A 23843-nucleotide genomic window follows, 5' to 3' on the forward strand; every position below is an offset into this window, starting at 1 on the left:
GGAAACTTGGTTCATTGTAAAAATAAAATTACTAAAGAACATCGAAGCGCGTTTTGAACAGCTTCGATGTTTTTTTTGTGACAAAGTTGTTTAGTAATAAAAACAGAAAGTATGAGGCATTGGACAGGCCATGAAATAACAAATAAATGAAAGCGATTCTCTGTGAGATTTAATTTCGTCTTTAAAAGAAATTTTTCCGTGGTATACTCTTTTTTAACATTTGTTATTTCGAGGGCAAAGAAAGAGGTGTAGAAATGAATGTTGAAGTAGAAGTGACTACATGGAGCCGAGAATTAGCGAATCGTGCTACTAAAGAAGCGGTTGAATCGGGACTGTTTACAACAGCCGATATTGAAGCTCAACTCTCCTTTAGTCGAACACAAGCGAGTCGATTGGCCAATCGTTTTGTTGATCAAGGCATTTTTTTTAAAATCAATACACGGCCCGTCTTGTTTGGCAATCGAGGGGGTTATCAAGAAAAGTTCGCTATCGAAGTATCTGAAGTCCTGATTTCAGTAAAAGAGTTAAGCGACAAAATCGAGAAAGTACCTATCAATCGTGTATTTGAAAAAGTGATCGGTTACGATAAAAGTTTGGCTGAACCCATTGAACAATTGAAGACAGCTGTATTTTATCCAAATAATGGTCTTCCTGTTATGGTGATGGGGGATACAGGCATCGGAAAAAGTTATTTCGTGCAAATCATGTATGAATATATGGTCAAAGCAGAAGTTCTATCAGAAACAGCCCCATTTAAAGTATTAAATTGTGCACAATATTATAATAATCCAGAGCTCTTGTCAGGATTATTGTTTGGTTACTCCAAAGGGGCCTTCACTGGTGCCTACGAAAAGAAGCGCGGGTTATTAGAAGATGCGAACGGTGGTCTACTATTTCTAGATGAAGTCCATCGGTTGAATGCGGAAGGACAGGAGAAACTTTTTACTTTCATGGATAAAGGGACCTTTTCTCGGATCGGTGAATCAACCGAGCGAAAAGCAACTGTCCGATTAGCCTTCGCGACAACTGAGAAAACCACCGCTTTTTTACAGACGTTTTTGCGTCGAATTCCTATTACTATCTATTTACCTAATCTGAGTGAACGCAGTATTTTAGAAAAAAAAGAAATTATCGAGAAGCTCTTTCAAGTTGAAAGCAAACGGCTTGAAAAGAAAATAGTGGTCAGCTCGCAGGTAATGAATATTTTTCTTCATACCATTTATTCAGGAAACATTGGTGAAATTGAAAATGCCATTAAGTATGTTTGTGGCAGTGCGATTTCTCAAAATGTTACTTCAGATGAAGTCCATGTTTCCATCAAGGATCTGCCTGCACAAATGTATACGCTTCCTCGAAATAAAATCGTTAGCCAGTTTTCTGAGTCAACTAATTACGTTTTCGACGGGGAAAAACAATCTCTTTCCGAAAATGATGGCCGGCAAGACCTTTATGCGTTTATTCATCGATTAAATCAAATTTATTCGTTGAGAAAAAATGATGAGGATGCGGAGATGCGTACGTTGATCGATCAACAAGTGGTTGGCTTTATGGATCGGTTAGTCTTTACGGATTCAAAGCAAAAACCAGTTGCTTTGGAAGAGTTTGTGCATCAAACGATGCAAGAATTATTTCGGGAAATCGAATATCAGGCGTTCTTTCATTATGATGGAAGCTTCGTTCTATTTGTGTCTCACTACATTTACAAGTATATTTTGAGAACGTCTTTCGTTTCTCAGCCTTCTGAATTTTTGCTGGAAGCCTACATTGAGCAGCATTATGGGAAAGAACGGCAAACGCTAAAGAAAATTTTTCCTGAAATTGAGCGACGTTTAGATATTCAGTTCGATTCATTAGACATTAATCTTTTCTCATTATTCTTTTCGACACTACGTTATACAAGAAAGAGCAAAGACATTGATGGATTGATCATTGCTCATGGTTTCGCAACCGCTAGCAGTATCGCCAATGTGTGTAATCGCATGCTAGGAGAGTCAATATTTACCAGCTTTGATATGCCAATCGAGGCCTCCATTCATGACATCTCTACAAAGGTAGAAGAGTATGTACGAGAAAACGGAACAGTCAAAGGACTGGTAATCATAATCGATATGGGGTCGTTGAATATGATCTATGATTTATTGAAAAAGACCGTAGCAGTTCCAATTTTGTGTATGGATCAGCTAGGGACTTTGATGGCACTAGAGATTGGCAATATGATGCTTCAAGGCACTCCTTTAACCGAGATTGCGGAACGGATGAAGGAATCGATCACACCGAACATTCAACTGTTCGAACCGGAAAAGGCTCAAAAAAAAGCGATAATCACCACTTGCTTTACTGGGATAGGTACAGCGATTCAGATCCAAAAAATGTTGTCGGAATGTTTGGAAGGATTGCTTGAGGTAGCGTTTTTCCCTATGGAATATAGTGAATTAGTTACCAACGGGATACCCGCTAGTATTTCTCAACACTATAATTTATTAGGCATTATTGGAACCGACGATCCTCTGATTCCAGAGGCCGAGTTTGTTTATTTAGAAACCATTATCTCTGGTGGAAACGCGCAAAAAATGTCAGAGATCTTTGGAGTTGACTTGGATGAAAATGGCATGAAGATTGTGAATGATCGGATGGTAAAAAATTTTTCCCTCATTCGAGTCCTCGATTCGTTAACTATTTTAGATACTCAAAAAATCATGTCGATCATTGAAGAATTGATTGTCACACTGGAAGAACGATTAGCACTGAAATTGACGAATCCACGAAAAATCGGTCTTTATGTTCATATCTCCTGCATGGTAGAGCGTTTGATACGGCAAGTAGAAATTACCGAATTTGCAGATCTTGAACAATTTGTATTTACTCATCAACGTGAAATCAGAGTGATCAAAGATGCAGTCAGTGTGCTGGAAACAATCTATAGTGTGCAGATTCCATTGCCAGAAATTTGCTATATCCATAATATCCTTTTTCTTGACTGATAGATGAGGACTTTTCGAAGCGTGTCACTAGTTGGCACGCTTTTTGCATTATAAAAAAGTGTAGTGAGGAGGAAAAGAGATGAAATATTTAGTAGCAACCCACGGCACATTTTCTAAAGGGATTATTGATAGTTTGAAATTGATTGCTGGTGAAGATATCGAGATCGATTGTTTTTCAATGACCAAAGAAAAATCGAGTGATGATGCGGAAGCAGAGATGACTGCTTACTTAGAGCAGAATCAAGATCAGACGTTGATCGTCCTAACAGATGTCTTTGGGGGAAGTGTGGCAAATCTATTTACCAATCATTTATTAAACGGATATGAATTCCAGTTAATCACCGGTGTCAATTTACCTATGTTACTTTCTCTCATACTCTCAGAGGAAACAGCTGAGCTATCTGTTGAGGATTGGGTACTTAGGGGAATAGAAGAAGGGAAGAAAGGAATTTTACACATTAATCAACTAATCAAACAGCAAGGAGGACAAAACAATGACGATATCTTTAGTGAGGATTGATGATCGGTTGATCCACGGCCAAGTAGCTTTTGGCTGGACGACGGCCTTAGGGATCAATACGATTTTAGTGGTAAATGACGATGCCAAAAATGATCAAATGAAATCTATGGCTTTAAATTTGGCGAAACCTTCCAATGTTGTTCTATACATTCGAGGAGTAGCGGAATCCGGAGAAATCGTTCAAAAATTTGCATCATCAAAAAAGAGTAATGTCTTAGTTTTAGTTAAGACGACCGAGGACGCTCGCCGATTGGTCGAAGCTTCAGGTGGGGTAATTACCACATTAAATGTTGGGGGCTTGCGTTATGGCGAGGGGAAAAAGAAATTAACGGATCTAGTGGCAGTGGACGAAAAGGATATCGCTAACTTAAAAACGATTAAGGATGCCGGTGTCCAAGTAGAATTTCGGATGCTGCCTAGAGATAAAAAGAAATTGTTGACGGACTTTGACATTTAGAAGAAGGAGGGTTACACGATGGTTGCTCAAGCAATAATGTTAGGGTTAATTGCTGGAATCGGTATCTTGGATGGCAGAATATTTGGTCAGATGATGTTTGATCGTCCGCTTGTTACCGGTTTATTGGTGGGATTGGTTTTAGGCGATGTAAAGAATGGAATTATCATTGGGGCGCAACTTGAATTGATCTGGATGGGGATCGCCGGTATTGGGGCTTCTACACCGCCAGATGTGGTGACAGGAGGGATTTTAGGAACAGCATTTGCGATTTTGTCTAATAGCGGTGTTGAAGTAGCTTTAGCATTAGCTGTGCCGATCGCAGTTTTAGCGCAATCTTTAGGCGTATTGGTTCGGATCATCAATGCTTATTTTACCCACAAAGCAGATAGCTATGCGAAAGAAGCAAATTACAAAGGATTAGCCTTTTGTATGTGGATTCCAGTTGGTTTGTTCTTTTTAAGTACATTTCTACCAACCTTCTTAGCTATTTTATTAGGTGCGGATAAGGTAACGGGAATGATCGAAGCTGTTCCAAATGTCATATTAGACGGGTTATCTGTAGCTGGAAATCTGCTTCCTGCCATCGGATTTGCTTTGTTGCTGGACATGCTTTTTTCAAAGAAAATGGCGCCCTTCTTTTTCTTGGGCTTTTTAGCAGCTGCCTACGGAGGACTAAATATTACTGCGATTGCTTTAATCGGTGCTTGTATCGCAGTGATCTTGCACTTCTATATTGAACAGAAGAAAGAGTCTATCCCCAGTGTCCCAGATAACTTGACGGAAGGAGAGATCGATTTTGAATAAGATTGAGAAGAAGCAGCTAAAAAGTGTATTCTGGCGGTCCTTTGCTCTTCAAGGTGCGTTTAACTACGAACGGATGCAAAATGTCGGTTACATGTATGCCATGCTGCCAGTCATCAAAAAGCTCTATAGGAATAAAGAAGATCAAGCAGCAGCAATCACACGCCACTTGGAAATTTTCAACACGACACCAGCGGTAGTACCAACGATTATGGGGATCAGTGCAGCGATGGAAGAAGAAAATGCGAACAATCCGGCTTTTGATGTCCAATCAATCAACGCTGTCAAAGCATCACTGATGGGGCCTTTAGCTGGGATCGGTGATTCGATCTTCTGGGGAACTGTTCGGATCATTGCTGCCGGTATTGGTGTATCGATCGCAAAAGATGGCAATCTTTTTGGTCCATTGCTGTTTTTAGTTTTGTATAATTTGCCAAATCTATTGGTTCGGATCTTTGGATTGAAACTGGGGTATCAAGTAGGAGTCAATTCGTTGGACCGTATCCAAAAAGAGGGCTTGATGGATAAAATTATGGCAGTAGCAACGATCGTTGGATTATGTGTTGTTGGAGGTATGGTGGCGACGATGCTGAATATCACGACTCCATTAAAGTGGAATATCAGCGGAGCAGAAATCGTGGTTCAAGATATACTGGATCAGATATTACCAAAGATGCTGCCGCTAGCCTTCACCTTTGGCATTTATAAGCTGCTAAAAAAAGCGAGCATTACTAAGATTACGATCGGCATTATTATTTTTGGGATCGCTGTTCATTTGATTGGCATTCTATAATATTGGAGGAGAAAAAATGGCATCAATTCAAGAGTATTTACAAGAGACACCAAGTAAATTGTTAGAAATTATCGAAAAAGGAGACCGTCTTTTTTCAAGTATCAAAAAAGAAAAAATCACTCGGATTTTTTTGACAGGGTCTGGAACGAGCTATCATTCCGCGTTGCAAATGGCTCCGCAAATGCAAAAACTATTACAACTTGAAGTAAGAGCGGTCTATCCTTTCACGATCACTGAAGAGACTTTTCTGAGTGATAATGAACAGACATTAGTTGTCGGAATCTCTCAAGGAGGTAGCTCTTTTTCCACCTACAACGCTATGAAACTAGCGAAAAGCAAAGGTTGTATCACTGCTTCCATGGCAGGAGAAGAACAAGCATTTATTGATGAAATGGCTGATTTTATTCTGACTGTCCATTGTGGACCTGAGAAAGCAGGGGCAAAAACAAAGGGCTTTTATTGTACAAAGCTGAATCTATTATTACTTGCTCTCTATCTGGGACTTGAGCAAGGAACGATTTCTGAAGAGACATTTGAACAACAGATCCAAGGGGTGAAAACTGCTGCTGGACAGTTCCAAGCTGTTTATGAGACTTCATTAAAATGGATTTCTGCAAATCAGGAACGATTAGTCACTGCAAAAGAAATCCGTGTGACTGGTCCGGCAGCTATTTATGGAGATGTTTTAGAAAGTGCCCTGAAGTTGTTAGAGACGATGCGTTGTCCGGTGAGTGGATATGAATTTGAAGAGTTTATTCATGGCATCTATAATGCGATCAATGAAGATTCGATGGTCTTTATTTTAGACAACGGCGATGAGCCAAGGTCTGAGAAAATGAAAGAAGTTTTGTCCGAATGGTCGGATACTATTTTTCTGATTACGACTTATGAGTCAGACGCAGCAGATCTGGTCTTACCTGTAACCACCGATCCAGAGTTTATGACGTTCAATTTCATTGTCTTATTGCAATTGATCTGTGGAGAAATTCCTCATTTGCGAGGTGTCGATCCTTCCACACCAAAAGATCCGCAATTTCATATGAAATTAGGCAGCAAAAAATTCAATCGTTGATCTGTAATAATGATTTATAATACGGGACTGTGACATAAGTCATCATCCAACAAGTTAAACCGAATAATAGTCTGTTGCTAGGATAGATTCCTCTGACTTTTGCGACGAGGAGTCCCTGCACCGCAGGAGCAATAATCATTAATGTTCGGCTAGTGTTACTTGTAGGAGACTTATGGCACAGTCCCTTTTTTTTGCTTCAAGTAGACTAGGAAATCTGACAATATTTTTCCCCTAGCTAACTCGTTGACAATGACAGGTGATCAACTGGGCGCACAACTTAGGATAACGCAAGATAACGCGTAGGAAAAGAAATATAAGTGATAGTTAGCAGCTAGGCTATCCTTCCTCTTTAAATCGCTCTTCCAGTTTTGCTTTATGATGACTCATAATGTCTTCGAGAGCAATATCGTATTTATCTGCGAGAATCAATACGTTGTCAAAGACATCGCCAAGTTCTTCCATCAAATTCTCTCGATAGTAGGCTTGATCTTTTGCAGACTCATCAGGTCGATCTCGCCCAATTTCGACGCCGCGAATGGCCCGGGATAGTTCTCCTACTTCTTCCGTAAGAAATCCAACACGAATAAAAGGATCATATTGATACCAGTTCCGTTTTTTATAAAAGTCGATCACCCATGAGTTGTATTCATTGATTTTCATATTGAGCCCTCCTTATTTCTCGACTATAATAACATGAAGTGCAATCAGATCGAAAGGGGATCATTTGAGAATGAATGTCGCAGTCTATTGTGGAGCAAGTATCGGAAGTTCAGAAGAATACAAGCAAATCACCAAAGAATTAGGTAGATGGCTAGGTGAAAATCAGTATAACCTTGTCTATGGAGGCGGTAATGCGGGATTGATGGGGATAATTGCCGAAACCGCTATTGAAGAAAATTGTGAAGTAACAGGCATCATACCAGAATTCTTGGTGGCACGAGAATTAGCAAAAGAGAATCTTACGTCACTGATCGTTGTCTCGAATATGCATGAAAGAAAACAAAAAATGATCGAGCTGGCTGACTTATATGTGGCATTGCCAGGAGGACCGGGAACCATTGAGGAAATTACAGAAGTCATCTCTTGGGGCAGGATCGGGCAACATGCCAACCCATGTGTGCTGATCAATTTCAACGGCTTTTTTGATCCATTGAAACAACAATACCAGGCAATGGTAACAGAAGGGTTCTTGACCCAAGAAGACTTCGACAAAATTCTTTTCGCCGAATCACTTGCCGAAATCAACGCATTTGTCACTGATTTTGTGCCTCCTGCGATTAGGGTGTATAAATAGAAGTATACTTGATCAAAAATAGAAGAATCGATTCGATCAATAATGGTTCTGTATTGAACAAGCCAACAGCTTTGTAACGAGGCTTTTGGCTTGTTTTTGTATATTAGTTATCTTTTTTAGAATGCGAATGGAGTAGTTGAATGAGGCTAACAGCTTAAATGATGCAGGATCAGCAGTGTTCAGAAAAATATCGATCGATCCCGGTTATGTAAACCGAATCGTTTGCTCGTAGAAGGAAGTGGTTATTCTTTTGAATCAGATTATTCTTGCATCATTTATCGGAAAAAGTTGCCATTTTAAGTAAAGGGCTTACATTGTATAGTTTATGTGAAGGCGGGAGGAAATTATGCGACAAGAAAAAATTGTTGAATACTTATATGCAAAGAAGCAAGCAATTGCTCCCAAGGCATTGGCCGCTGAATTTCAGATTTCTGAGCGGACCTTGGCTAATGATATCAAGTGGTTAAGAGATATCGGACGAACAGAAGGATTTTCAATAGAGCGGATTCGTTCGGCAGGCTATCAACTGGAAATTTCTGATAAAAAAAAGTTTCTAAGATTTTTATCTCATGCAAAACGTCAAGAAAAGATCGATAACGGGAACCCGAAAGAACGAATTAAGAATATCGAACTTCTCCTGCTGTTTCATGAAGAATACATTACGATGCAGCAGATTTCAGAATGGTTAGAGGTAAGTCTTTCAACAGTTAAAGCAGATATCAAACAAGTCGAATTGTTTTGCAAGGACTACGGATTAACTTTATTCAGCAAAGCACATTATGGTTTGAAGATTGTCGGGACTGAAGAGAAGAAAAGACAAGCAATTCTTTATTTGATTCGCAACATTATCCATACACCCGTCCTGACGGAACGATATAAAGCTTTTCACTTCGTCTTTGATGAAGAGGCGCTACGTTCCTGTTTATCAGAAAAGTTGCAACAGCATCAACTTAAAGCGAGCGATATTGTTTTTGAGAATATCATACAGCATATTCGATTGCTTGTTTTTCGAATCACACAAAATAATACTTTAACGAATGACGAACGAACCGTAAGGACAGCAACCGATAAGTATGACCTTTTAACAGAAGATTTGGTCTCCTATTTGGAAACGGCTTATCCCATTACTTTTTCTACTATGGAAAAAAATTATTTGCATGAGCAACTGAGAGGAAAATTTTCGGTCCTTGATGATCGAACCAGTAATCAGCAATTGAAACAAGCAATTGAAAAAACACTAGAGCTTGTCGATTTACGTTACCATACACAGTTTAGAACAGATCAAGAATTAGGTAATGCCCTGTTGATGCATGTCGCTCCATTACTTCAAAGACTGTATACCGGACATCAACTAGATAATCCGATCATTGATGACATTTATACGCAATATGCCAATGTATTCAACGTTGCGATGGTGTTCATCAGTGAATTAAACAAGGACTTGGACGCAGATATCAGCAAAGATGAGATAGGCTACGTTGCTATCTATTTCGCAGCTAGTCTTGAGAAGCAGGCGAATCAGTTAATCGATGATTATAAAAAAATAGCTGTCATTTGTTCTACGGGTGGCGGTGCTTCTTATTTATTGAAAGTTAATTTAGAGCGGCTTTTCAGCAATGCTGAAGTCACCACATTTGCTTTGAACGAAGTTGATCAGATTGATAAAAGTTTTGACTTACTGATTTCCACTGTTCCTCTGGATCAGGAACAGTTTGCTATCCCTATCATCTACACAAAAACGATTTTAAATCGGGCAGAAATCAATAAAATCGAAAAAGATTTAAGCCTATTGCGGGAATCGGAAAATAAAGTATTTGATGTACACCAGTTTATTCTCAGTTTATTTGATCCTCAGTGGTTTCAAATTGATACGGAATCAGAAGATTATTTGCAACTACTAGAAAGCGAAGCGGCTCGTTTAGAAGATGGGTGGGCCGAGCAGGGATTTAAGCACAGTGTTCTTGAGAGAGAAAAAATGATCGATACCATCTATCAAAATGGTATCGCAGGACCCCATCCTATGGAGCAGGCAGCGATCAGGGAAGTCATCGATGTCATTTTGTTAAGAAAATCAATTTGGTACAGTAAAAAAGAAATCAAGGTTATTTTCTTGATCAATATCAAGAAAGATCATTTAAATCTGCATAAAGAAATCAGTCGATTGATGATCAAAATGATGGAAGACCAAGCGTTAGACAATCAACTAGCCAAAATCACGAATTTTCAAGACTTTAAGTCTTATATACAAAGTTTAATGAAAGAAGGATGAAACAATGAACGAAAAAGAAGTTGATATTTTTAAAATCATCTCTGCAGCAGGAGATTCGCGAGGAGCAGCTTTTGAAGCGCTAAGATTCGCCCGTAAAGGGGATTTTGAACAGGCAGAAGCAAAAATGAAAGAAGCCAAAGAAAGGAGTATTGATGCCCATGATGTCCAGACAAAGTTGATTACCGGTGAACTGAATGGCGAGAAAACAGAAACTAGTCTATTAATGGTTCATGCGCAGGATCATTTAATGACAAGCTTATTGGCACGCGATTTGATTGAAGAAATGATTGGTATGTTAAAGGAAAAAAGCGAAGAAAATAAGTAATCAAAAAAAGTAGGAGGAAAGAAACATGAAAATATTGCTTGTTTGTGCAGGAGGCTTCTCAACGACAATGATGATGGAGTCAATGAAAAAAGTTGTCAAAGAATCAAAAAGCTTAGATGAAAAAGACTATCCAATGGAGGCAATCGGTGTCGACAAATTGGAACGCTATATCAATGACTATGATGTCATCTTAGTTGGGCCACAATTGAGTCACAAATATGATTTCATTAAAGGGGAAGCAGATAAAGTGAACAAACCAACTGTTTTATTAACGTCGGATATCTATGGGTCCATGGATGGGGCTACGGTAATGAAACAAGCGTTGGTTGCATATCGTAAGAATGAAGCATTGAAAACTCAATAATTAGGAGTGAAAAAAATGGAAAGTCCAAAAAAACAGGGTGCTTTTGAAAAAGTAGAAGCATTTATTCGTAAAACATTGGTGCCGGTTGCTAATAAAGTTGATAGTAATGCTTACTTGACTGCGATCAAAAAAGGAATGGTCGTAATGACACCAGTGCTATTATTAGGGTCTGTTGCAGCAATTTTTCCGTCTATTCCTGAGTTCATTACTACACAGGGAGTTGCAAATTGGTTTGAAAGCTACGGTTATATTTTTGGGATTATTTCAAAAGTTTCATTAGGGTTAGTTGGTTTGTATGCAGTTCTAGCAATTTCGTATTTCTTAAGTGAACACTATAAACTTTATACAGTGGGATCAATGATGTTGTCAGCAATTGCCTTTTTGATTGTAGCAATGGATGTGGATGACAACGGCAATATCGTCGCCAGCTATCTTGATTCTAAGGGCTTATTTACTGCAATTTTCATAGCGATTATTTCGGTCAAACTCTACCAATTCTTCACGAAGCACAAGTTGGTGATCAAAATGCCAGAGGGGGTTCCGGATTTTGTTTCCAGTTCTTTCGAATTGATCACGCCCACTGCGGCTATCGGGGTTCTGTTTATTGTGATCCGTGCGGTTACCGATAGTTTATCTGGGGGTGTTCTTTTACCGCAAGTCATCATGGATATTTTAGCACCGGCTATTGGCAGTCTAGATTCGCTATGGGTGATTTATCTAGTATTAGTTTTACGGTTGGTTTTCTGGTTTTTTGGTATCCATTCAGCGGTTCTTTCCCCGATTCTTTCACCAATCGCAGTGCAATATTTGTCCGAGAACATTGCAGCGCACGAAGCGGGAGAACCATTACGCCATGTCATTACGAATGGTACCTTATCGGCCTTTGCCAACTTTACCGGTTCTGGTGTGACGATTGGCTTAGTTTTAGCAATGATCATCAGTAAGTCACAACGATACAAAAAAGTAGGGGCAGTTGCTTTACTCCCTTCCATGTTTGGTATCAATGAACCTGTGTTGTTCGGTGTGCCGATCATCTTGAATCCAGTTTTGATGATTCCATTTATCTTTGGTGGGGCATTAGTAGGAATGTTCCCAATGATTTGTATGAAACTAGGTTTACTGAACTACCCGATTTTTGATCCGCCTTATGTGCCAATATTTATGGAAGGGTTTCTCACAGGATTCGATTGGCGAGCAGTCATCATTCAAGTGATTCAAGTCGCTTTATCTTTTGGCTTATATTTGCCATTCTTCAAAGTATTGGAGAAACAAGAATTCGAGCGGGAAGCATTATTAGAAGCAGAAAAAGGCAACTCAGTCATCTCAGATGAAGATGAACAATACTTAACAGATATTGATTTCTAGCCAAAGGGGCTGGGGCATAAGTTAGAACAAGTAGCGGATAAACAATAGTGTGGGGAATCTTGTCTGGTAAATTGGGGTACTAGTCCTCTTGCAAAAGAAACCATTCTATCGGTCATCACTTATCTTGTGAACTTGTGCCCCGTTTTTACTATTCTGAGTATATTGTTTACCCTTGAGACGAGAATCAACTATTAAAGATGATTCAGGTTAGAAAAGGAATGAGGGGAAAATAGATGAGGATCGATGCATTAAGAGCAAAACTAGCGGAAAAAAAATTATCCGGACTTGTAGTCACAGATAAAACGAATCGTCGCTATCTTTGCGGATTTACGGGGTCAAACGGCTTACTACTAGTTACTGAAAATAAATTAATTTTGTTTGTGGACGGTCGTTATACAGAACAAGCGTCTCAACAAACAACTGGTGTGGAAATTTGTGAGATCCCGATTGGAAGTCATTTGATCGAAGTAATGCGACCATTTATTGCAGGACTGAAGGTAGGTTTTGAGGCGGAAACCATTTCCTATCAGACTTTTACTGAACTTCACTTTTTAATGAAGGAGGCCAATGGTCAGCTAATCGCCACCAAAAACATGGTGGAAAGTTTAAGAATGATCAAATCATCTAAAGAAATTTGTGCCCTCAGACAGGCGGCGCAGATTGCCGATCAAACATTAGAACGGATCATGCCAATGATTCGAGTAGGGATGACAGAACTAGACTTAGCGAATGAACTCGATTATCGTAGCAAGAAATTAGGTAGCGAAGGCCCGGCTTTTGAAACAATCGTCGCTTCTGGAGAGCGTACCGCGTTGCCTCATGCCCATGCTAGTCAGAAAAAACTTGAAGCGAATGAGCTGATCATGATTGACTTTGGAACGATCTACGACGGGTATTATTCGGATATCACACGGACGATAGGCTTTGGCGAAGTAAAACCCGAGATTCGAGAAACTTATGAGATCCTATTGGCAGCTCAAAAATCAGCTGTTCAAAAGGTTTCTTTCAATAAAACGTTAGGAGAGATTGATCAAGTTGCAAGACAAGCACTGAGGAAAGAGGGCCTTGAGGATCATTTTAGTCATAATTTGGGACATGGCATTGGTCTTTCTTGTCATGAATATCCGGCCCTAGCACCCCAAAATGAGTTGCCAATTCAAGCCAATATGACGTTCACAATTGAGCCAGGAGTCTATTTCCCGAAAGAAAAATTCGGTATTCGCATCGAGGACGATGTATTAGTAAATGATCTGGGGAATGCTGAACTTTTGACGAAATTCAGTAAGGAGTGGATAACCATTGATTGCAACCGATAAATTATTAATGCGTCTTTCTAATTTAGATGCACTGCCTGGTCAAGAGTCTCAAGTGCAAGAGGTGCTGATGACGATCATTGATTCGAATGGTATCAAAGATTCATTTGGAAACCTCTATTTTGGAGATTTGACAACAAAAAAGAAAAAAATCGCACTCTATGCCCATATGGATGAAGTCGGTTTTTTTGTCCACCGTATCACAGAGGAAGGCTTTGTCTACTTCTATCCGATTGGTGGATGGTGGGGGCATGTCATTTTGGGGCAGCAAGTGCGAGCAACTTGTCGTAAAAACGGCTCTATCATAGAAGGTGTGGTGGGAACACTACCAAAATCAACGCATGCAATGTCGGAAGTAGTACCAATCAGTGAGATGTATATAGATTTTGGGGCCAAATCAAAACTTGAATTGGAAGCTGCTGGTTTGCAGATTGGTGATATGATTTTGCCAAATACTCAAGCCAAGAAAAGTTTTAATCAGCAGAAGATTATTGGTAAAGCATTGGACAATCGTGTTGCCTGTACGATCATGGCTCAGATCAAAAATCAGATTAAAACGCAACATGTCGAAATCATTGGTGTGGGGACTGTTCAAGAAGAGGCTGGGACACGAGGATCGAAAGTTGCCGCGCAGCAAGTAGATGCCGATATCAATATCGTTATTGATGTAGCCAATGGGAAAGATACGCCAAAAGCTGCGGACTATCCTAATCGTATTCAAGGCAAAGGTCCAGGTCTTGTTCTGGCCGATAAAACCGCATTAGGAAATATAAAGCTGTTGGATTACTGCAAGGAAGTTGCTGAAAGCAATCAAATTCCTTGGCAATATGATTTGTTAGCCGGAGGTGGAACGGATGCTGGTTCGGTTCAGTTAGAGGCCGGTAAACCAACCCTAGTCTTTTGCGTGCCGGTTCGCTATTGCCATTCGTGGCATTCCATCGTGGACATCAATGACGTTGAAGCGACGATCGAGTTGATTTCTGCGGTTATTCGTTCCTTGGATGAAGGAGGGATCGATCTTGAGTAACTTTAAAGAACAGCGCTCTCGCTACGGCACGTATTCGACCCAGTGGGATTATGTCCAAGATCGTTTCGGAGAAAAAGGGCTATTGCCCTTCTCAATCTCAGATATGGATTTTATGATCCCTGATGGAACCAAAGAAGTATTGGCTAAAGCTGTGACTAGAGGTTTTTTCGGTTATACACGCTGGAACCATCTTGATTATAAGCAGAGCATCAGCCATTGGTTTTTGCAGGAATTTGATTGTACGATTGATCCAAACTGGTGTGTCTACTCGCCAAGTGTCATTTATAGCTTATCTCTTTGCATCCAACTATTAAGTCGAAAAGGAGACAAAGTAGTAACATTTACCCCGTGTTATGATGCCTTTTATCATTGTATCGCCGGTAACGAACGGAAGTTGATCCCATTTTCCTTAACCAATGATGGGGAACGGTTTACGGTTGATTTTGATGCTTTAGCCAACGTATTTGCCATCGAAAAACCAGCAATTTTTCTGTTATGCAATCCGCACAATCCAACTGGCCGAGTGTTCACTGATCAAGAACTATCCAACTTGGTTTCGCTATGCCAAATGCATAACGTCGCTATCTTGAGTGATGAGATCCATATGGATGTCCGGCGCCCAGGAGAAAAACATCGACCTATCTTAGAATTTATTGATTCAATAGAGGTGCCTGCAGTTTTGCTATCCTCCGCATCAAAGACGTTCAACACGCCAGGACTGGGTGGCTCTTATGCTATCTTTTTGGATGAAAAATTACGAGAAAGATTTTTGACGATATTGAAAGCAAGAGATGGTCTATCGTCGATTCCATATCCTGCACTACTAGCGACAATGGACTGTTATCGGAATCAAAAGAAATGGGCCGTTGAACTCAATCAAACAATCGACGAGAACTTTTTCGAAGCAAAGAAGATACTGTCTGCTGATCCGCGAATTCATTTCACTATTCCAGAAGCAACCTACTTAGGCTGGATCAACATAAAAGATTTACCTTATAGTATGGATGAATTGCAAAGTGTTCTGGTAAAACAAGAAAGAATCGCGATCATGAATGGTGAGGTTTATGGACCAGAAGGTAAGACTTACCTGCGGTTTAATCTAGGTGCACCAAAAGAGAAAATCATTGCTGGGTTGGAAGGTCTCATGCATGCCATTGACTCTTTGGATCAGAAACATTTGAATTAGTCAGAGCGTCATAGGATACTTGTGAATGAAAATTTACTGATCAAAAAAACGGAAATCATTAAAGGCTCAAAAACTTTTTATCAAAGTTTTTGAGCCTTTTTTGTCGAAGCGTGCTCTTTTAACTTTCATTCCAACCCTTTAGAATTTCTAAAGATAAAAAACAACCCGCAAAAAAGATGATACCTCTCTAGTTATTTATTTTAGCAGAAAGGGATTACGAGTATCGTTGATAGAACAAGGTTGCTGAATGTTCAAGTACTAAACAAACGAGGTCAGAAAGGAACATTATGCCAAAGCGTGACAGTGAAGTGACAAAAATGAAACGCCAAGCAGCAGCATATTATGCTATATTTTACACAATTAGGTCATCTTTTATGAGAGGATAAATTATTCTTTAGACTATAAAAAATAAAAGTTCCGCAAAAACCAACCGGAAGTCCTATAGATTAACCAGCCATTCTTACGTAAGATGGAATGAGAGTATGACAAATGATAAGAAGAAAGGGTGAGACATCATCGAAAACAAACATGGATTAACCTCAGCAGAGGTAAAAGCACGGATTCAACGGGGAGAAGTCAACAAATCAAAGAAAGATAAGACGAATTCGTATCCGAAAATCATTTTTACAAATGTTTTTACTTTTTTTAATCTGATCAACAGCCTCCTCTTTTTCTTAGTGGCATTAACTGGTTCTTATCAGAATGGCTTATTCGTTTTTGTCGTTTTTAGTAATGTGATCATTAACATGTTTCAAGAAATCCGTTCGAAGCGAACCCTTGATAAACTGGCGCTGTTAAAAGTTGCCAAAGTCAATGTGTATCGTGATGGCAATTTAGAAACATTGCCGATCCATAAATTAGTCCTAGATGACATTCTGTTATTGAAGAATGGTGACCAAGTTCCGGCAGATGCCAAAGTCATCGAAGGTTCATTGGAAGTGAATGAATCGCTATTGACAGGAGAAATGGATAGCATCAGTAAGGAACCTGATGCTGAACTGTTTTCAGGCAGCTTTGTCACAGCCGGTGAGGCACTTTGCCAAGTCATCCACGTCGGCGAAGAAAATTATATTGAAAAAATCAATAAGGAAGCGAAAACGATCAAGCGACAAAAATACTTGATTCAAGGAAGTCTGAACAAAGTCATTCGCTGGATCAGTATGATTCTGATTCCATTGTGTACGTTGTTATTCCTTAAACAATATTTTATTACACATGCCTCTTTCAACAAAGCCATTTTGCGAACTGTCGCCGCAGCTGTAGGAATGTTTCCAGAAGGATTATTTTTACTGACGAGTGTGACCTTAACCATCAGTGCCGTCTATCTGGCACGAAAAAAAGTCTTGGTGCAAGAGCTTAACTGTATCGATGCGTTAGCACGAGTGGATGTTCTTTGCTTAGATAAAACGGGAACGATCACAGAAGGACAAATGACAGTAGAGAAAGTGATCCCTTTTACCTCAGAAGAAGAAATGACAGAGATCACGCAAAATCTACTGGCACATTTACCGGACAAGAACCCAACGGCCATGGCATTAAGAGACTTCTTTCCAGAGAAGGAAACGTATGCGATGCAGCATGTCGTGCCTTTTTCTTCGGAACGAAAATTCAGTTGTGTTTCTTTTGAAGGAAAAGGGACCTACTTTATTGGTGCGGCCTCTATTCTTTTATCCAACGAGCATGCCCCTGTTTTAAAACAAGAACGAGCGCTGGCTGAACAAGGGTATCGGGTCATTGTATTGGCACATAGCCCCCAGACTTGCGAAAATCATGAGTTGCCTGCAACGATTGAACCTTTAGGATTTTTCTTATTATCGGATACGGTCCGATCAGATGCCAAAGCTACTCTAGAGTATTTCAGATCCCAAGCTATTCAGTGCAAGATCATCTCTGGCGATGATCCGGTCACGGTTAGTCAAATCGCCAAAAAAGTCAATCTTCCCGGAGCGTCTGATTATATCGATGTTTCGACGCTTACCTCCGAAGAACTGAAAGAGGCAGTCGGCAACTATCAGATTTTTGGTAGAGTGACTCCACAGCAAAAAAAAGAAATGGTGATTTATTTAAAAGAAATGAATCATACGGTTGCTATGACAGGAGATGGGGTCAACGATGTCCTAGCTCTTAAAGAAGCCGATTGCTCGATCGCAATGGCATCAGGAGTCGATGCAGCAAGACAAGTGGCAAATTTAGTTCTGCTGGAAAACCAGTTTTCGGCGCTGCCTTCGGTACTGGATGAAGGGAGAAGAGTCATCAATAATATTACCCGCTCAGGGTCGCTCGTTTTGGTTCAAGTGCTTTTCTCCATCTTGATCACTATGGGAACACTGTTATCGGGGACCGCTTATCCTTTTGAACCGATCCAACTTACGATCATCAATGCTTGTTTTGTAGGCATTCCTACCTTTTTGTTGAATTTCGAACCGGATTTCAATCGGATCAAAGGCGCCTTTTTGTCTACTATTTTCAAAAATGCCTTCCCGGCTTCGCTGTCAATCGCAATTGGAACATTACTTATTATTAATATCGGGCACTTGTTCGGCAGCAGTGGTCAAGCTTTATCGATCATGTGTGTGATTTTTACTGCATGGAATTACATCTTGATCCAGCGGAAAATTTATCCGCCAAACAGCAAGTACCGAACATTTGTCTTCTTCGGCACACAGCTTCTCTACTTTATCGCATTGATTGTCGGAAGAGATCTATTTAATCTCGGCAATACGACCTATATCAATTTGATTTTGTTGGTCGCATTACTCAACTATTCCGTCTTTATCCAACGATTAGCGAGCAAACTGGTCCATCGTGTTTTTCGGCGCTATGCTAAAAAAGGTGTCCTTCAAAAATCCTAACTTGAAAACAGCGCTAGTGAAGGCGCTGAGATAGAGTAGATCAGAATCTAAGGATTTAGTAAGGCTTTTCTCAAATTGCTGGTTAATGAATGGATTTAAGCCATTTTAGTGCAGCATCTTCCGGGTGGTCAGTTATGACATCAGGAAGAATTGGCTTTTCTTCATACAGTATCCCATTGGAACCTTTGATTTTTGTACCTGCTAAGGACAAAGCGTATTTTCCATAAAGAGGAATCATTGAAACCCCTGTGGCATAACCAGCTGTTTCTTCTCCAAAAGAGGAAACATGGTCTTGTCCTAAAAGAGCAACCAGTAGAACTTCAGCTGAACTAGCAGTCTGATGATCTGTTAAGACAGCAATAGGCAAGTGATGAAAGTTTAAGTTAGTTGGTAGACTTAAATTATCTTCTTCAAAACATATTTTCCCGTCTTTCTTGAAGACGGGGATTTTTTTGTTAGGAGAAGTAAATTCGAATAGTTTACCTTCTTTAAAGAAAGGAGCGCATGCCCCTAACATAGGCATCATATTGCCACCGGTATTCCCTCGTAGATCAATAATGACACCTTTGGGATCAGAAATCTTGGAAAGTTGTTCGAGTGCTGTAGTAACGTAAGTGTGCACATTTTCTTCATCACTAGCAGGAAATGAAGGCAAAAGGAGGGTCACAATGTTGTCTTCTGCCAAGATTCTAGGGAAAGTAAGCAGAGCTGGATTGAAAAGTGGCGCTTTATCCTCTTGGACTTCAATAATAGCTGAATGATCACCACCAGCTTCCTTTATGGCTTCATTGAGCATGGGCACAACATCATCAAACGTATCGTCTTTTTTGACTTGAGCTAGATAGTTTGGTATTTCTTTCTCAAATCCGGTCTCTTTTGCATATACTCCATAATTCTCCATAATTGTTAATGCATCTTTTGTTAATCGATAGACGGAAGGTGGAATCATATAGATCGGTTTATTAAAAAGTGCGAGTCCGATCTGTAGTCCAAAGAAATGGATCGACAGTCCTAAAATTGCACCGACGGAAAAAAGAGCGATTAATACTTTCTTCATCTCATACACTCCAATCAATTTTTTATAGGTGGGATTCATTCATTTTAACAGATTATATTGTCAAAATAGAATGATAAGTTATTTTGTTACTAATGAGGGGCTATATCTAACATTTGAAGGAATAAGTTTGTATTTGGAGGATAGATTGGATTTTATCGAAAATCGGAAATGTAAAGGAACCTTTACACAAGCTGTGAAATATGGTAACTTCTATGTAAAGGAAACTTGACAGGAGTGAGAAGATGCCAGTCATCAATCGTTTAAGAAGCATACGTGAGGAACAAGGATTATCACAAGGCGAATTAGCAGCGATTATGGGCGTTTCTCGTCAAACGATCAACGCCATCGAAACCCACAAATACAATCCTTCATTAGAGTTGGCATTACGGATTGCTCATTATTTTAAATTATCAGTGGAGGAGCTGTTTAAATTGACTGGAGGCACAAACGAATGAAAAACAAGTGGGCAAGTATTTTTGAGAAAGTATTACACGTGCTGTGGGTAGCAGCAAATTTGATTTTCTTTACCTGGGTAGGCTATTGGTTTATTGGAGTCTTATTTATTCTTGGCTTTTATCTCTTGTATGGATTACTTCTTCGATCAGTGAGTAGAATGGAAAAAGAGTCTTATGATGAACGGCAGAATCAGTTGAAAAGCAATAGCTATAAGTGGGGATTGAAAGTTGGATTTATATTATTATTTACTATGCCTGGTTTTTTCAGTAATCCTAGTGATTTTGCGTTTTTCCTCATGGGGATCGTAGGTAGTGTGATAGTAGGCTATCAAATGTTGAGTGGCAGTTTTTTTGGACACAATGCAAGGAAGGGAGAAGTCTATACTATCTTGAGCGTCTTTCTTTTTATCGGTGCAGGAGGTACGTTTCTTTACTGCCGCGACATGGTCATTGGTTCACAGAAGCTAGTTGCAGAGGGGAGAATCACCATTGATTCCGGGTTTTGGCTTGTTTTAGCCAGTTTAGTGATTAGCCTAACGGGCTGGATGTATGTGTTTAAGGAAAGAGCAAATAAGGCTTAGAATTATACTATTATACTTAGGGTACCTATTTCCTTGGCTTATGTTCTTCTCCATCAATAATTAATTTTATAATATTAGAAATCTACTAACCCGAAAAGCCCAAAAAATTTTGGGCTTTTATTTTTATCTATAAATTTTTTTACTTATAAATGCCCAGGTCTAATTATCTGAAAGTCATGATTGAACAGCAAAGAAAAAAATTCCACAATGCTCTTTCCAATTTCTTTAAAAGCGCTTTCTTTTTTTCTGTTATTCTTAGTGTAATAAGAGATGGAAGGAGCGAAAGAATGGAAACAGTCAATGAAAATCAAACAATATTTGATCGGAATGTTATTGATCTAAATATGAAAGCCAGCACAAAAGACGAAGTGATTCGTGAATTAGCTACTCTATTGTACAAAGAAAATTATCTCAGCAAACTTGACGATTTTATTGCCTCTGTATACGAGCGTGAGGCAGAAGGGATCACAGGAATGGGGAATAACGTGGCAATTCCCCATGGAAAATCAGATTCGGTCATGCGAGCTGGAATCGCAATCGGTAAAACAAACAAAATGATCCACTGGGAATCTTACGATAATCAACCAGTTAATTTTTTCTTTTTGTTTGCGGTTCCGGACGATGTATCTGGTGCAAAATTACACCTGCAATTGTTGAGTAAGGTTGCAGCAAAATTAAGTGATGATGAACTATTAAACCGATTAAAAATAACCCACTCAGTTGATGAGGTTATCGATCGATTAAAGATTTAAGGAGGAAGAAAATGAAAATAGTTGGAATCACTGCTTGTACAGCAGGAATCGCGCATACGTATATTGCAAAGGAAAAAATTGAGAAAGCTGCCATAAAAGCTGGGGATGATGTGAAAATTGAGACGCAAGGTTCGATTGGGGTAGAAAATGAATTAACTGAAAAAGATATTCGTGAAGCAGATATCGTGTTGCTAGCTACGGATATTGGCGTATCTCGGGAACGATTCAAAGGGAAAAAAGTCATTGACATTCCCATAGCAATGATCATGAAATCACCAGAAGGTGTAATCAAGAAAATTCATGAAAAATTAGGCTTATGATCAAGGAAAGGAGTAGCATACATGAAGGGGAAATTTGAGGTAAAGAAACACGTAATGACAGGAATTTCGTATATGATTCCGATCATTGTAGCCGGTGGTATTTTGGGGGCACTAGCAAAAGGGTTTGGCGGATACAATATTGGAGATTTAGTTCAACCGGGAGTCACGCCGTTTTCTGAGATGGATCCTTATACGTGGACAGGTTTTTGGTGGGGAGTCAACAAGCTGAGTTCCTATGCCATGGCCTTTGCGGTTGCGGTTATGGCTGCTGGCACCGCCTATTCCATTGCTGGACGGCCAGCTATTGTACCAGCACTTATTTTAGGATATACCGCTAATGAAACAAAAGCCGGATTTTTAGGGGGCTTGCTGGTCGCTTTTGTGATTGGTTATGGTGTGAATTGGGTGAAAAAATGGAAAGTCCCAAGTTGGATGCAAGGCTTGATGCCGGTCTTGGTTATCCCAGTAATAGTTACTTTAGTTAGTGGGATGTTGTTTCTAATGATTTTCTCGCCACCGTTAGCTTTCATTATGGATAGATTCCAACAATGGATCATTGCGCTGAATGGCGGAGCAAAGTCTGTGATCGGTGGGGTAATCGGTGCCTGCATGGGATTTGATTTAGGCGGGCCTATCAATAAAACTGCTTCACTGGCAGCCAATGCATTAGGAGCAGATGGAATCAACGGTCCAATGGCGGCTAAACTAGTTGGAGGGATGACACCGCCAATCGGGGCATTCATTGCCACTTTGTTAGCCAAAAAAAAATTTGCACAAGCACAAATCGATACCGCTAAAGCTGCTTTTCCAATGGGATTATGTTTTATAACCGAAGGTGTACTGCCATTTGCGGCAGCAGATCCAGTTCGTTTCATCATCAGCTCCGTATTAGGATCTGCAACTGCTGGAGCAATAGCGGTAGGATCTGGCGTGGAATCAGTTGCGGCTCATGGCGGTATTTTTGTGATACCAATGATGACGAATCCATTAATGTTCGTTGTAGCTCTGGTGATCGGTTCAGTTGTTACCGGCGTTGTCTATGCGGTCATCAAACGTGAAACGGTAGCAGAAACTGAAACAGTAGAAAACAGTGAAACAGACGATTTCGATTTTGACATTACTTTAGAAGAATAAGAAACGCGATCATATGAAGAAGAGGGGGACAACAATGTTAGTAAGTATGAAATCAATTTTAGAAGATGCCAATAAAAATTATTATGGTGTGATGGCGATGAATAGTATCAATATTGAAATGGCGCGTGCAGGAATCGAAGCAGCCGCAGAACAGCGTTCACCGATCATCATTCAATTCGGTCCTGGTCAAATGAAAAATCATGCACATAAAGAAGAAATGATTCCATTGATCAAGGAACTGGCAGCCAGAGTTACTATTCCTGTTGCGTTGAATCTAGATCATGGCATGGACTTCCAAGTCATTGCTGAATGTATCAATCAAGGCTTTACAAATGTCATGTTTGACGGTTCAAGCCTGTCTTATGAAGAAAACTTGCAAAAGACGGCAATGGTCTGCAGTCTTGCACATAGTGTTGGCTGTTCTGTTGAAGCAGAATTAGGACATGTAGGACAAGCGTTGAACGAAGATGATGCAAATATGGATCTTTACACAAATCCTGAACAAGCATTACACTTTGTTCAAAAAACAGATGTTGATGCTCTAGCTGTTGCGATTGGTACCGCACATGGCAACTACCCCAAAGGGAAAATACCACAACTAGACTTTGAGCGTTTAGCAGAGTTAAAAGAAACGTTGCAGATGCCATTAGTGCTTCATGGAGGAAGTGGTTGCGGGAAAGCCAATTTAAGAAAAGCAGTTTCTTTAGGAATCAATAAAATCAATGTGGCTACAGATGCGTTCACTGTTGCAAAAGAAGCCATGATGAGAGAACTAAAAAAAGACGAGCAAACGGATTATATGCATTTATGTATGGCTGATGAAGCAGGAGTCAAGCAATTTGTGAAAGATTACATTGAGGTAATCGGCTCAAAGGATCGTTATATTTTCGGCGAGGTTACTTACACGGGTCATGAATAGTTGATG

Annotated in this window: 23 protein-coding genes; 21 read left to right on the forward strand and 2 right to left on the reverse strand. The window is 39.8% G+C overall.

Features of this window, described 5'->3' with window-relative positions; all coding sequences use genetic code 11:
* The first annotated feature begins 254 nt into the window (after positions 1 to 254).
* The 6 genes from IGJ28_RS13345 (at position 255) to IGJ28_RS13370 (ending at position 6624) form a co-directional block, all read left to right on the forward strand.
* On the forward strand, positions 255 to 2981 hold the full coding sequence (locus IGJ28_RS13345; protein ID WP_438845449.1) for a sigma 54-interacting transcriptional regulator: 2727 nt from the start codon (positions 255 to 257) through the stop codon (positions 2979 to 2981).
* Between the two features lie 79 nt (positions 2982 to 3060).
* Positions 3061 to 3501, forward strand: a complete 441-nt coding sequence (locus tag IGJ28_RS13350) for a PTS sugar transporter subunit IIA (RefSeq protein WP_003125495.1) — start codon at positions 3061 to 3063, stop codon at positions 3499 to 3501.
* Positions 3476 to 3958, forward strand: coding sequence for a PTS sugar transporter subunit IIB (locus IGJ28_RS13355; RefSeq protein WP_060813842.1), 483 nt, complete (start codon positions 3476 to 3478; stop codon positions 3956 to 3958). The genes IGJ28_RS13350 and IGJ28_RS13355 overlap by 26 nt, the downstream gene beginning before the upstream one ends.
* 18 nt (positions 3959 to 3976) lie before the next feature.
* Complete coding sequence (locus tag IGJ28_RS13360) at positions 3977 to 4762, forward strand: PTS mannose/fructose/sorbose/N-acetylgalactosamine transporter subunit IIC (RefSeq protein ID WP_003125499.1); 786 nt, start codon at positions 3977 to 3979, stop codon at positions 4760 to 4762.
* A complete protein-coding gene (locus IGJ28_RS13365; RefSeq protein ID WP_103300160.1) occupies positions 4755 to 5552 on the forward strand; it encodes a PTS system mannose/fructose/sorbose family transporter subunit IID in 798 nt (265 codons plus the stop codon). The genes IGJ28_RS13360 and IGJ28_RS13365 overlap by 8 nt, the downstream gene beginning before the upstream one ends.
* A gap of 16 nt (positions 5553 to 5568) precedes the next feature.
* Positions 5569 to 6624, forward strand: coding sequence for an SIS domain-containing protein (locus IGJ28_RS13370; protein WP_252711584.1), 1056 nt, complete (start codon positions 5569 to 5571; stop codon positions 6622 to 6624).
* A gap of 336 nt (positions 6625 to 6960) precedes the next feature.
* Here the strand turns inward: IGJ28_RS13370 and IGJ28_RS13375 are convergent, their stop codons facing one another.
* Positions 6961 to 7284, reverse strand: coding sequence for a MazG nucleotide pyrophosphohydrolase domain-containing protein (locus IGJ28_RS13375; RefSeq protein ID WP_138371201.1), 324 nt, complete (start codon positions 7282 to 7284; stop codon positions 6961 to 6963).
* 70 nt (positions 7285 to 7354) lie between these two features.
* Between IGJ28_RS13375 and IGJ28_RS13380 the strand changes: the two genes are divergently transcribed.
* The 9 genes from IGJ28_RS13380 to IGJ28_RS13420 all read left to right on the forward strand — a co-directional run bounded on the left by IGJ28_RS13380 (position 7355) and on the right by IGJ28_RS13420 (position 18619).
* A complete protein-coding gene (locus IGJ28_RS13380) occupies positions 7355 to 7918 on the forward strand; it encodes a TIGR00730 family Rossman fold protein (RefSeq protein ID WP_003125504.1) in 564 nt (187 codons plus the stop codon).
* 346 nt (positions 7919 to 8264) lie between these two features.
* Positions 8265 to 10187 carry a BglG family transcription antiterminator gene (locus IGJ28_RS13385; protein WP_138371199.1) on the forward strand — a complete coding sequence of 641 codons (1923 nt, stop codon included), beginning with the start codon at positions 8265 to 8267 and terminating at the stop codon, positions 10185 to 10187.
* Between the two features lie 4 nt (positions 10188 to 10191).
* Positions 10192 to 10512: a PTS lactose/cellobiose transporter subunit IIA gene (locus tag IGJ28_RS13390; protein WP_003125506.1), complete on the forward strand. Its 321-nt coding sequence runs from the start codon at positions 10192 to 10194 to the stop codon at positions 10510 to 10512.
* 25 nt (positions 10513 to 10537) lie between these two features.
* The gene (locus IGJ28_RS13395) at positions 10538 to 10876 is read left to right on the forward strand and encodes a PTS sugar transporter subunit IIB (RefSeq protein ID WP_003125507.1); all 339 of its coding nucleotides are present in this window, start codon (positions 10538 to 10540) and stop codon (positions 10874 to 10876) included.
* Positions 10877 to 10891: 15 nt separating this feature from the next.
* Complete coding sequence (locus IGJ28_RS13400) at positions 10892 to 12241, forward strand: PTS sugar transporter subunit IIC (RefSeq protein ID WP_003125508.1); 1350 nt, start codon at positions 10892 to 10894, stop codon at positions 12239 to 12241.
* 233 nt (positions 12242 to 12474) lie between these two features.
* Positions 12475 to 13557 carry a M24 family metallopeptidase gene (locus tag IGJ28_RS13405; protein WP_252711583.1) on the forward strand — a complete coding sequence of 361 codons (1083 nt, stop codon included), beginning with the start codon at positions 12475 to 12477 and terminating at the stop codon, positions 13555 to 13557.
* Positions 13541 to 14581, forward strand: a complete 1041-nt coding sequence (locus IGJ28_RS13410) for a M42 family metallopeptidase (RefSeq protein WP_252711582.1) — start codon at positions 13541 to 13543, stop codon at positions 14579 to 14581. Before IGJ28_RS13405 ends, IGJ28_RS13410 begins: the two co-directional genes overlap by 17 nt.
* Positions 14574 to 15767: a MalY/PatB family protein gene (locus IGJ28_RS13415; protein WP_113849281.1), complete on the forward strand. Its 1194-nt coding sequence runs from the start codon at positions 14574 to 14576 to the stop codon at positions 15765 to 15767. Before IGJ28_RS13410 ends, IGJ28_RS13415 begins: the two co-directional genes overlap by 8 nt.
* 512 nt (positions 15768 to 16279) lie before the next feature.
* Positions 16280 to 18619, forward strand: a complete 2340-nt coding sequence (locus IGJ28_RS13420) for an HAD-IC family P-type ATPase (protein ID WP_176333031.1) — start codon at positions 16280 to 16282, stop codon at positions 18617 to 18619.
* An 82-nt stretch (positions 18620 to 18701) separates the two neighbouring features.
* Here IGJ28_RS13420 and IGJ28_RS13425 read toward each other — a convergent pair whose 3' ends face one another.
* On the reverse strand, positions 18702 to 19676 hold the full coding sequence (locus IGJ28_RS13425) for a S41 family peptidase (RefSeq protein WP_252711581.1): 975 nt from the start codon (positions 19674 to 19676) through the stop codon (positions 18702 to 18704).
* A 242-nt stretch (positions 19677 to 19918) separates the two neighbouring features.
* Between IGJ28_RS13425 and IGJ28_RS13430 the strand changes: the two genes are divergently transcribed.
* The 6 genes from IGJ28_RS13430 to IGJ28_RS13455 all read left to right on the forward strand — a co-directional run bounded on the left by IGJ28_RS13430 (position 19919) and on the right by IGJ28_RS13455 (position 23837).
* Positions 19919 to 20131 (forward strand): helix-turn-helix transcriptional regulator, encoded by a 213-nt coding sequence (locus IGJ28_RS13430; RefSeq protein ID WP_003125516.1) that lies wholly within the window; start codon positions 19919 to 19921, stop codon positions 20129 to 20131.
* A complete protein-coding gene (locus IGJ28_RS13435) occupies positions 20128 to 20712 on the forward strand; it encodes a hypothetical protein (protein ID WP_219645114.1) in 585 nt (194 codons plus the stop codon). The genes IGJ28_RS13430 and IGJ28_RS13435 overlap by 4 nt, the downstream gene beginning before the upstream one ends.
* 287 nt (positions 20713 to 20999) lie before the next feature.
* Positions 21000 to 21464: a PTS sugar transporter subunit IIA gene (locus tag IGJ28_RS13440; protein ID WP_005470450.1), complete on the forward strand. Its 465-nt coding sequence runs from the start codon at positions 21000 to 21002 to the stop codon at positions 21462 to 21464.
* Positions 21465 to 21475: 11 nt separating this feature from the next.
* Complete coding sequence (locus IGJ28_RS13445; protein ID WP_103300170.1) at positions 21476 to 21784, forward strand: PTS fructose transporter subunit IIB; 309 nt, start codon at positions 21476 to 21478, stop codon at positions 21782 to 21784.
* A gap of 21 nt (positions 21785 to 21805) precedes the next feature.
* Positions 21806 to 22918, forward strand: coding sequence for a PTS fructose transporter subunit IIC (locus tag IGJ28_RS13450; RefSeq protein ID WP_103300171.1), 1113 nt, complete (start codon positions 21806 to 21808; stop codon positions 22916 to 22918).
* Between the two features lie 34 nt (positions 22919 to 22952).
* On the forward strand, positions 22953 to 23837 hold the full coding sequence (locus IGJ28_RS13455) for a class II fructose-bisphosphate aldolase (RefSeq protein ID WP_252711580.1): 885 nt from the start codon (positions 22953 to 22955) through the stop codon (positions 23835 to 23837).
* Positions 23838 to 23843: the final 6 nt, after the last annotated feature.

The organism is Enterococcus sp. AZ091, from assembly GCF_051714805.1.
Taxonomy (GTDB): Bacteria; Bacillota; Bacilli; order Lactobacillales; family Enterococcaceae; genus Enterococcus_D; species Enterococcus_D gallinarum.

Bases quoted from the DNA above. Each gene is read 5' to 3' on its own strand.
- IGJ28_RS13345 (WP_438845449.1), top strand. From the start codon at position 255: ATGAATGTTGAAGTAGAAGTGACTACATGGAGCCGAGAATTAGCGAAT.
- IGJ28_RS13350 (WP_003125495.1), top strand. From the start codon at position 3,061: ATGAAATATTTAGTAGCAACCCACGGCACATTTTCTAAAGGGATTATT.
- IGJ28_RS13355 (WP_060813842.1), top strand. From the start codon at position 3,476: ATGACGATATCTTTAGTGAGGATTGATGATCGGTTGATCCACGGCCAA.
- IGJ28_RS13360 (WP_003125499.1), top strand. From the start codon at position 3,977: ATGGTTGCTCAAGCAATAATGTTAGGGTTAATTGCTGGAATCGGTATC.
- IGJ28_RS13370 (WP_252711584.1), top strand. From the start codon at position 5,569: ATGGCATCAATTCAAGAGTATTTACAAGAGACACCAAGTAAATTGTTA.
- IGJ28_RS13375 (WP_138371201.1), bottom strand. From the start codon at position 7,284: ATGAAAATCAATGAATACAACTCATGGGTGATCGACTTTTATAAAAAA.
- IGJ28_RS13380 (WP_003125504.1), top strand. From the start codon at position 7,355: ATGAATGTCGCAGTCTATTGTGGAGCAAGTATCGGAAGTTCAGAAGAA.
- IGJ28_RS13385 (WP_138371199.1), top strand. From the start codon at position 8,265: ATGCGACAAGAAAAAATTGTTGAATACTTATATGCAAAGAAGCAAGCA.
- IGJ28_RS13390 (WP_003125506.1), top strand. From the start codon at position 10,192: ATGAACGAAAAAGAAGTTGATATTTTTAAAATCATCTCTGCAGCAGGA.
- IGJ28_RS13395 (WP_003125507.1), top strand. From the start codon at position 10,538: ATGAAAATATTGCTTGTTTGTGCAGGAGGCTTCTCAACGACAATGATG.
- IGJ28_RS13400 (WP_003125508.1), top strand. From the start codon at position 10,892: ATGGAAAGTCCAAAAAAACAGGGTGCTTTTGAAAAAGTAGAAGCATTT.
- IGJ28_RS13405 (WP_252711583.1), top strand. From the start codon at position 12,475: ATGAGGATCGATGCATTAAGAGCAAAACTAGCGGAAAAAAAATTATCC.
- IGJ28_RS13425 (WP_252711581.1), bottom strand. From the start codon at position 19,676: ATGAAGAAAGTATTAATCGCTCTTTTTTCCGTCGGTGCAATTTTAGGA.
- IGJ28_RS13430 (WP_003125516.1), top strand. From the start codon at position 19,919: ATGCCAGTCATCAATCGTTTAAGAAGCATACGTGAGGAACAAGGATTA.
- IGJ28_RS13435 (WP_219645114.1), top strand. From the start codon at position 20,128: ATGAAAAACAAGTGGGCAAGTATTTTTGAGAAAGTATTACACGTGCTG.
- IGJ28_RS13440 (WP_005470450.1), top strand. From the start codon at position 21,000: ATGGAAACAGTCAATGAAAATCAAACAATATTTGATCGGAATGTTATT.
- IGJ28_RS13445 (WP_103300170.1), top strand. From the start codon at position 21,476: ATGAAAATAGTTGGAATCACTGCTTGTACAGCAGGAATCGCGCATACG.
- IGJ28_RS13450 (WP_103300171.1), top strand. From the start codon at position 21,806: ATGAAGGGGAAATTTGAGGTAAAGAAACACGTAATGACAGGAATTTCG.
- IGJ28_RS13455 (WP_252711580.1), top strand. From the start codon at position 22,953: ATGTTAGTAAGTATGAAATCAATTTTAGAAGATGCCAATAAAAATTAT.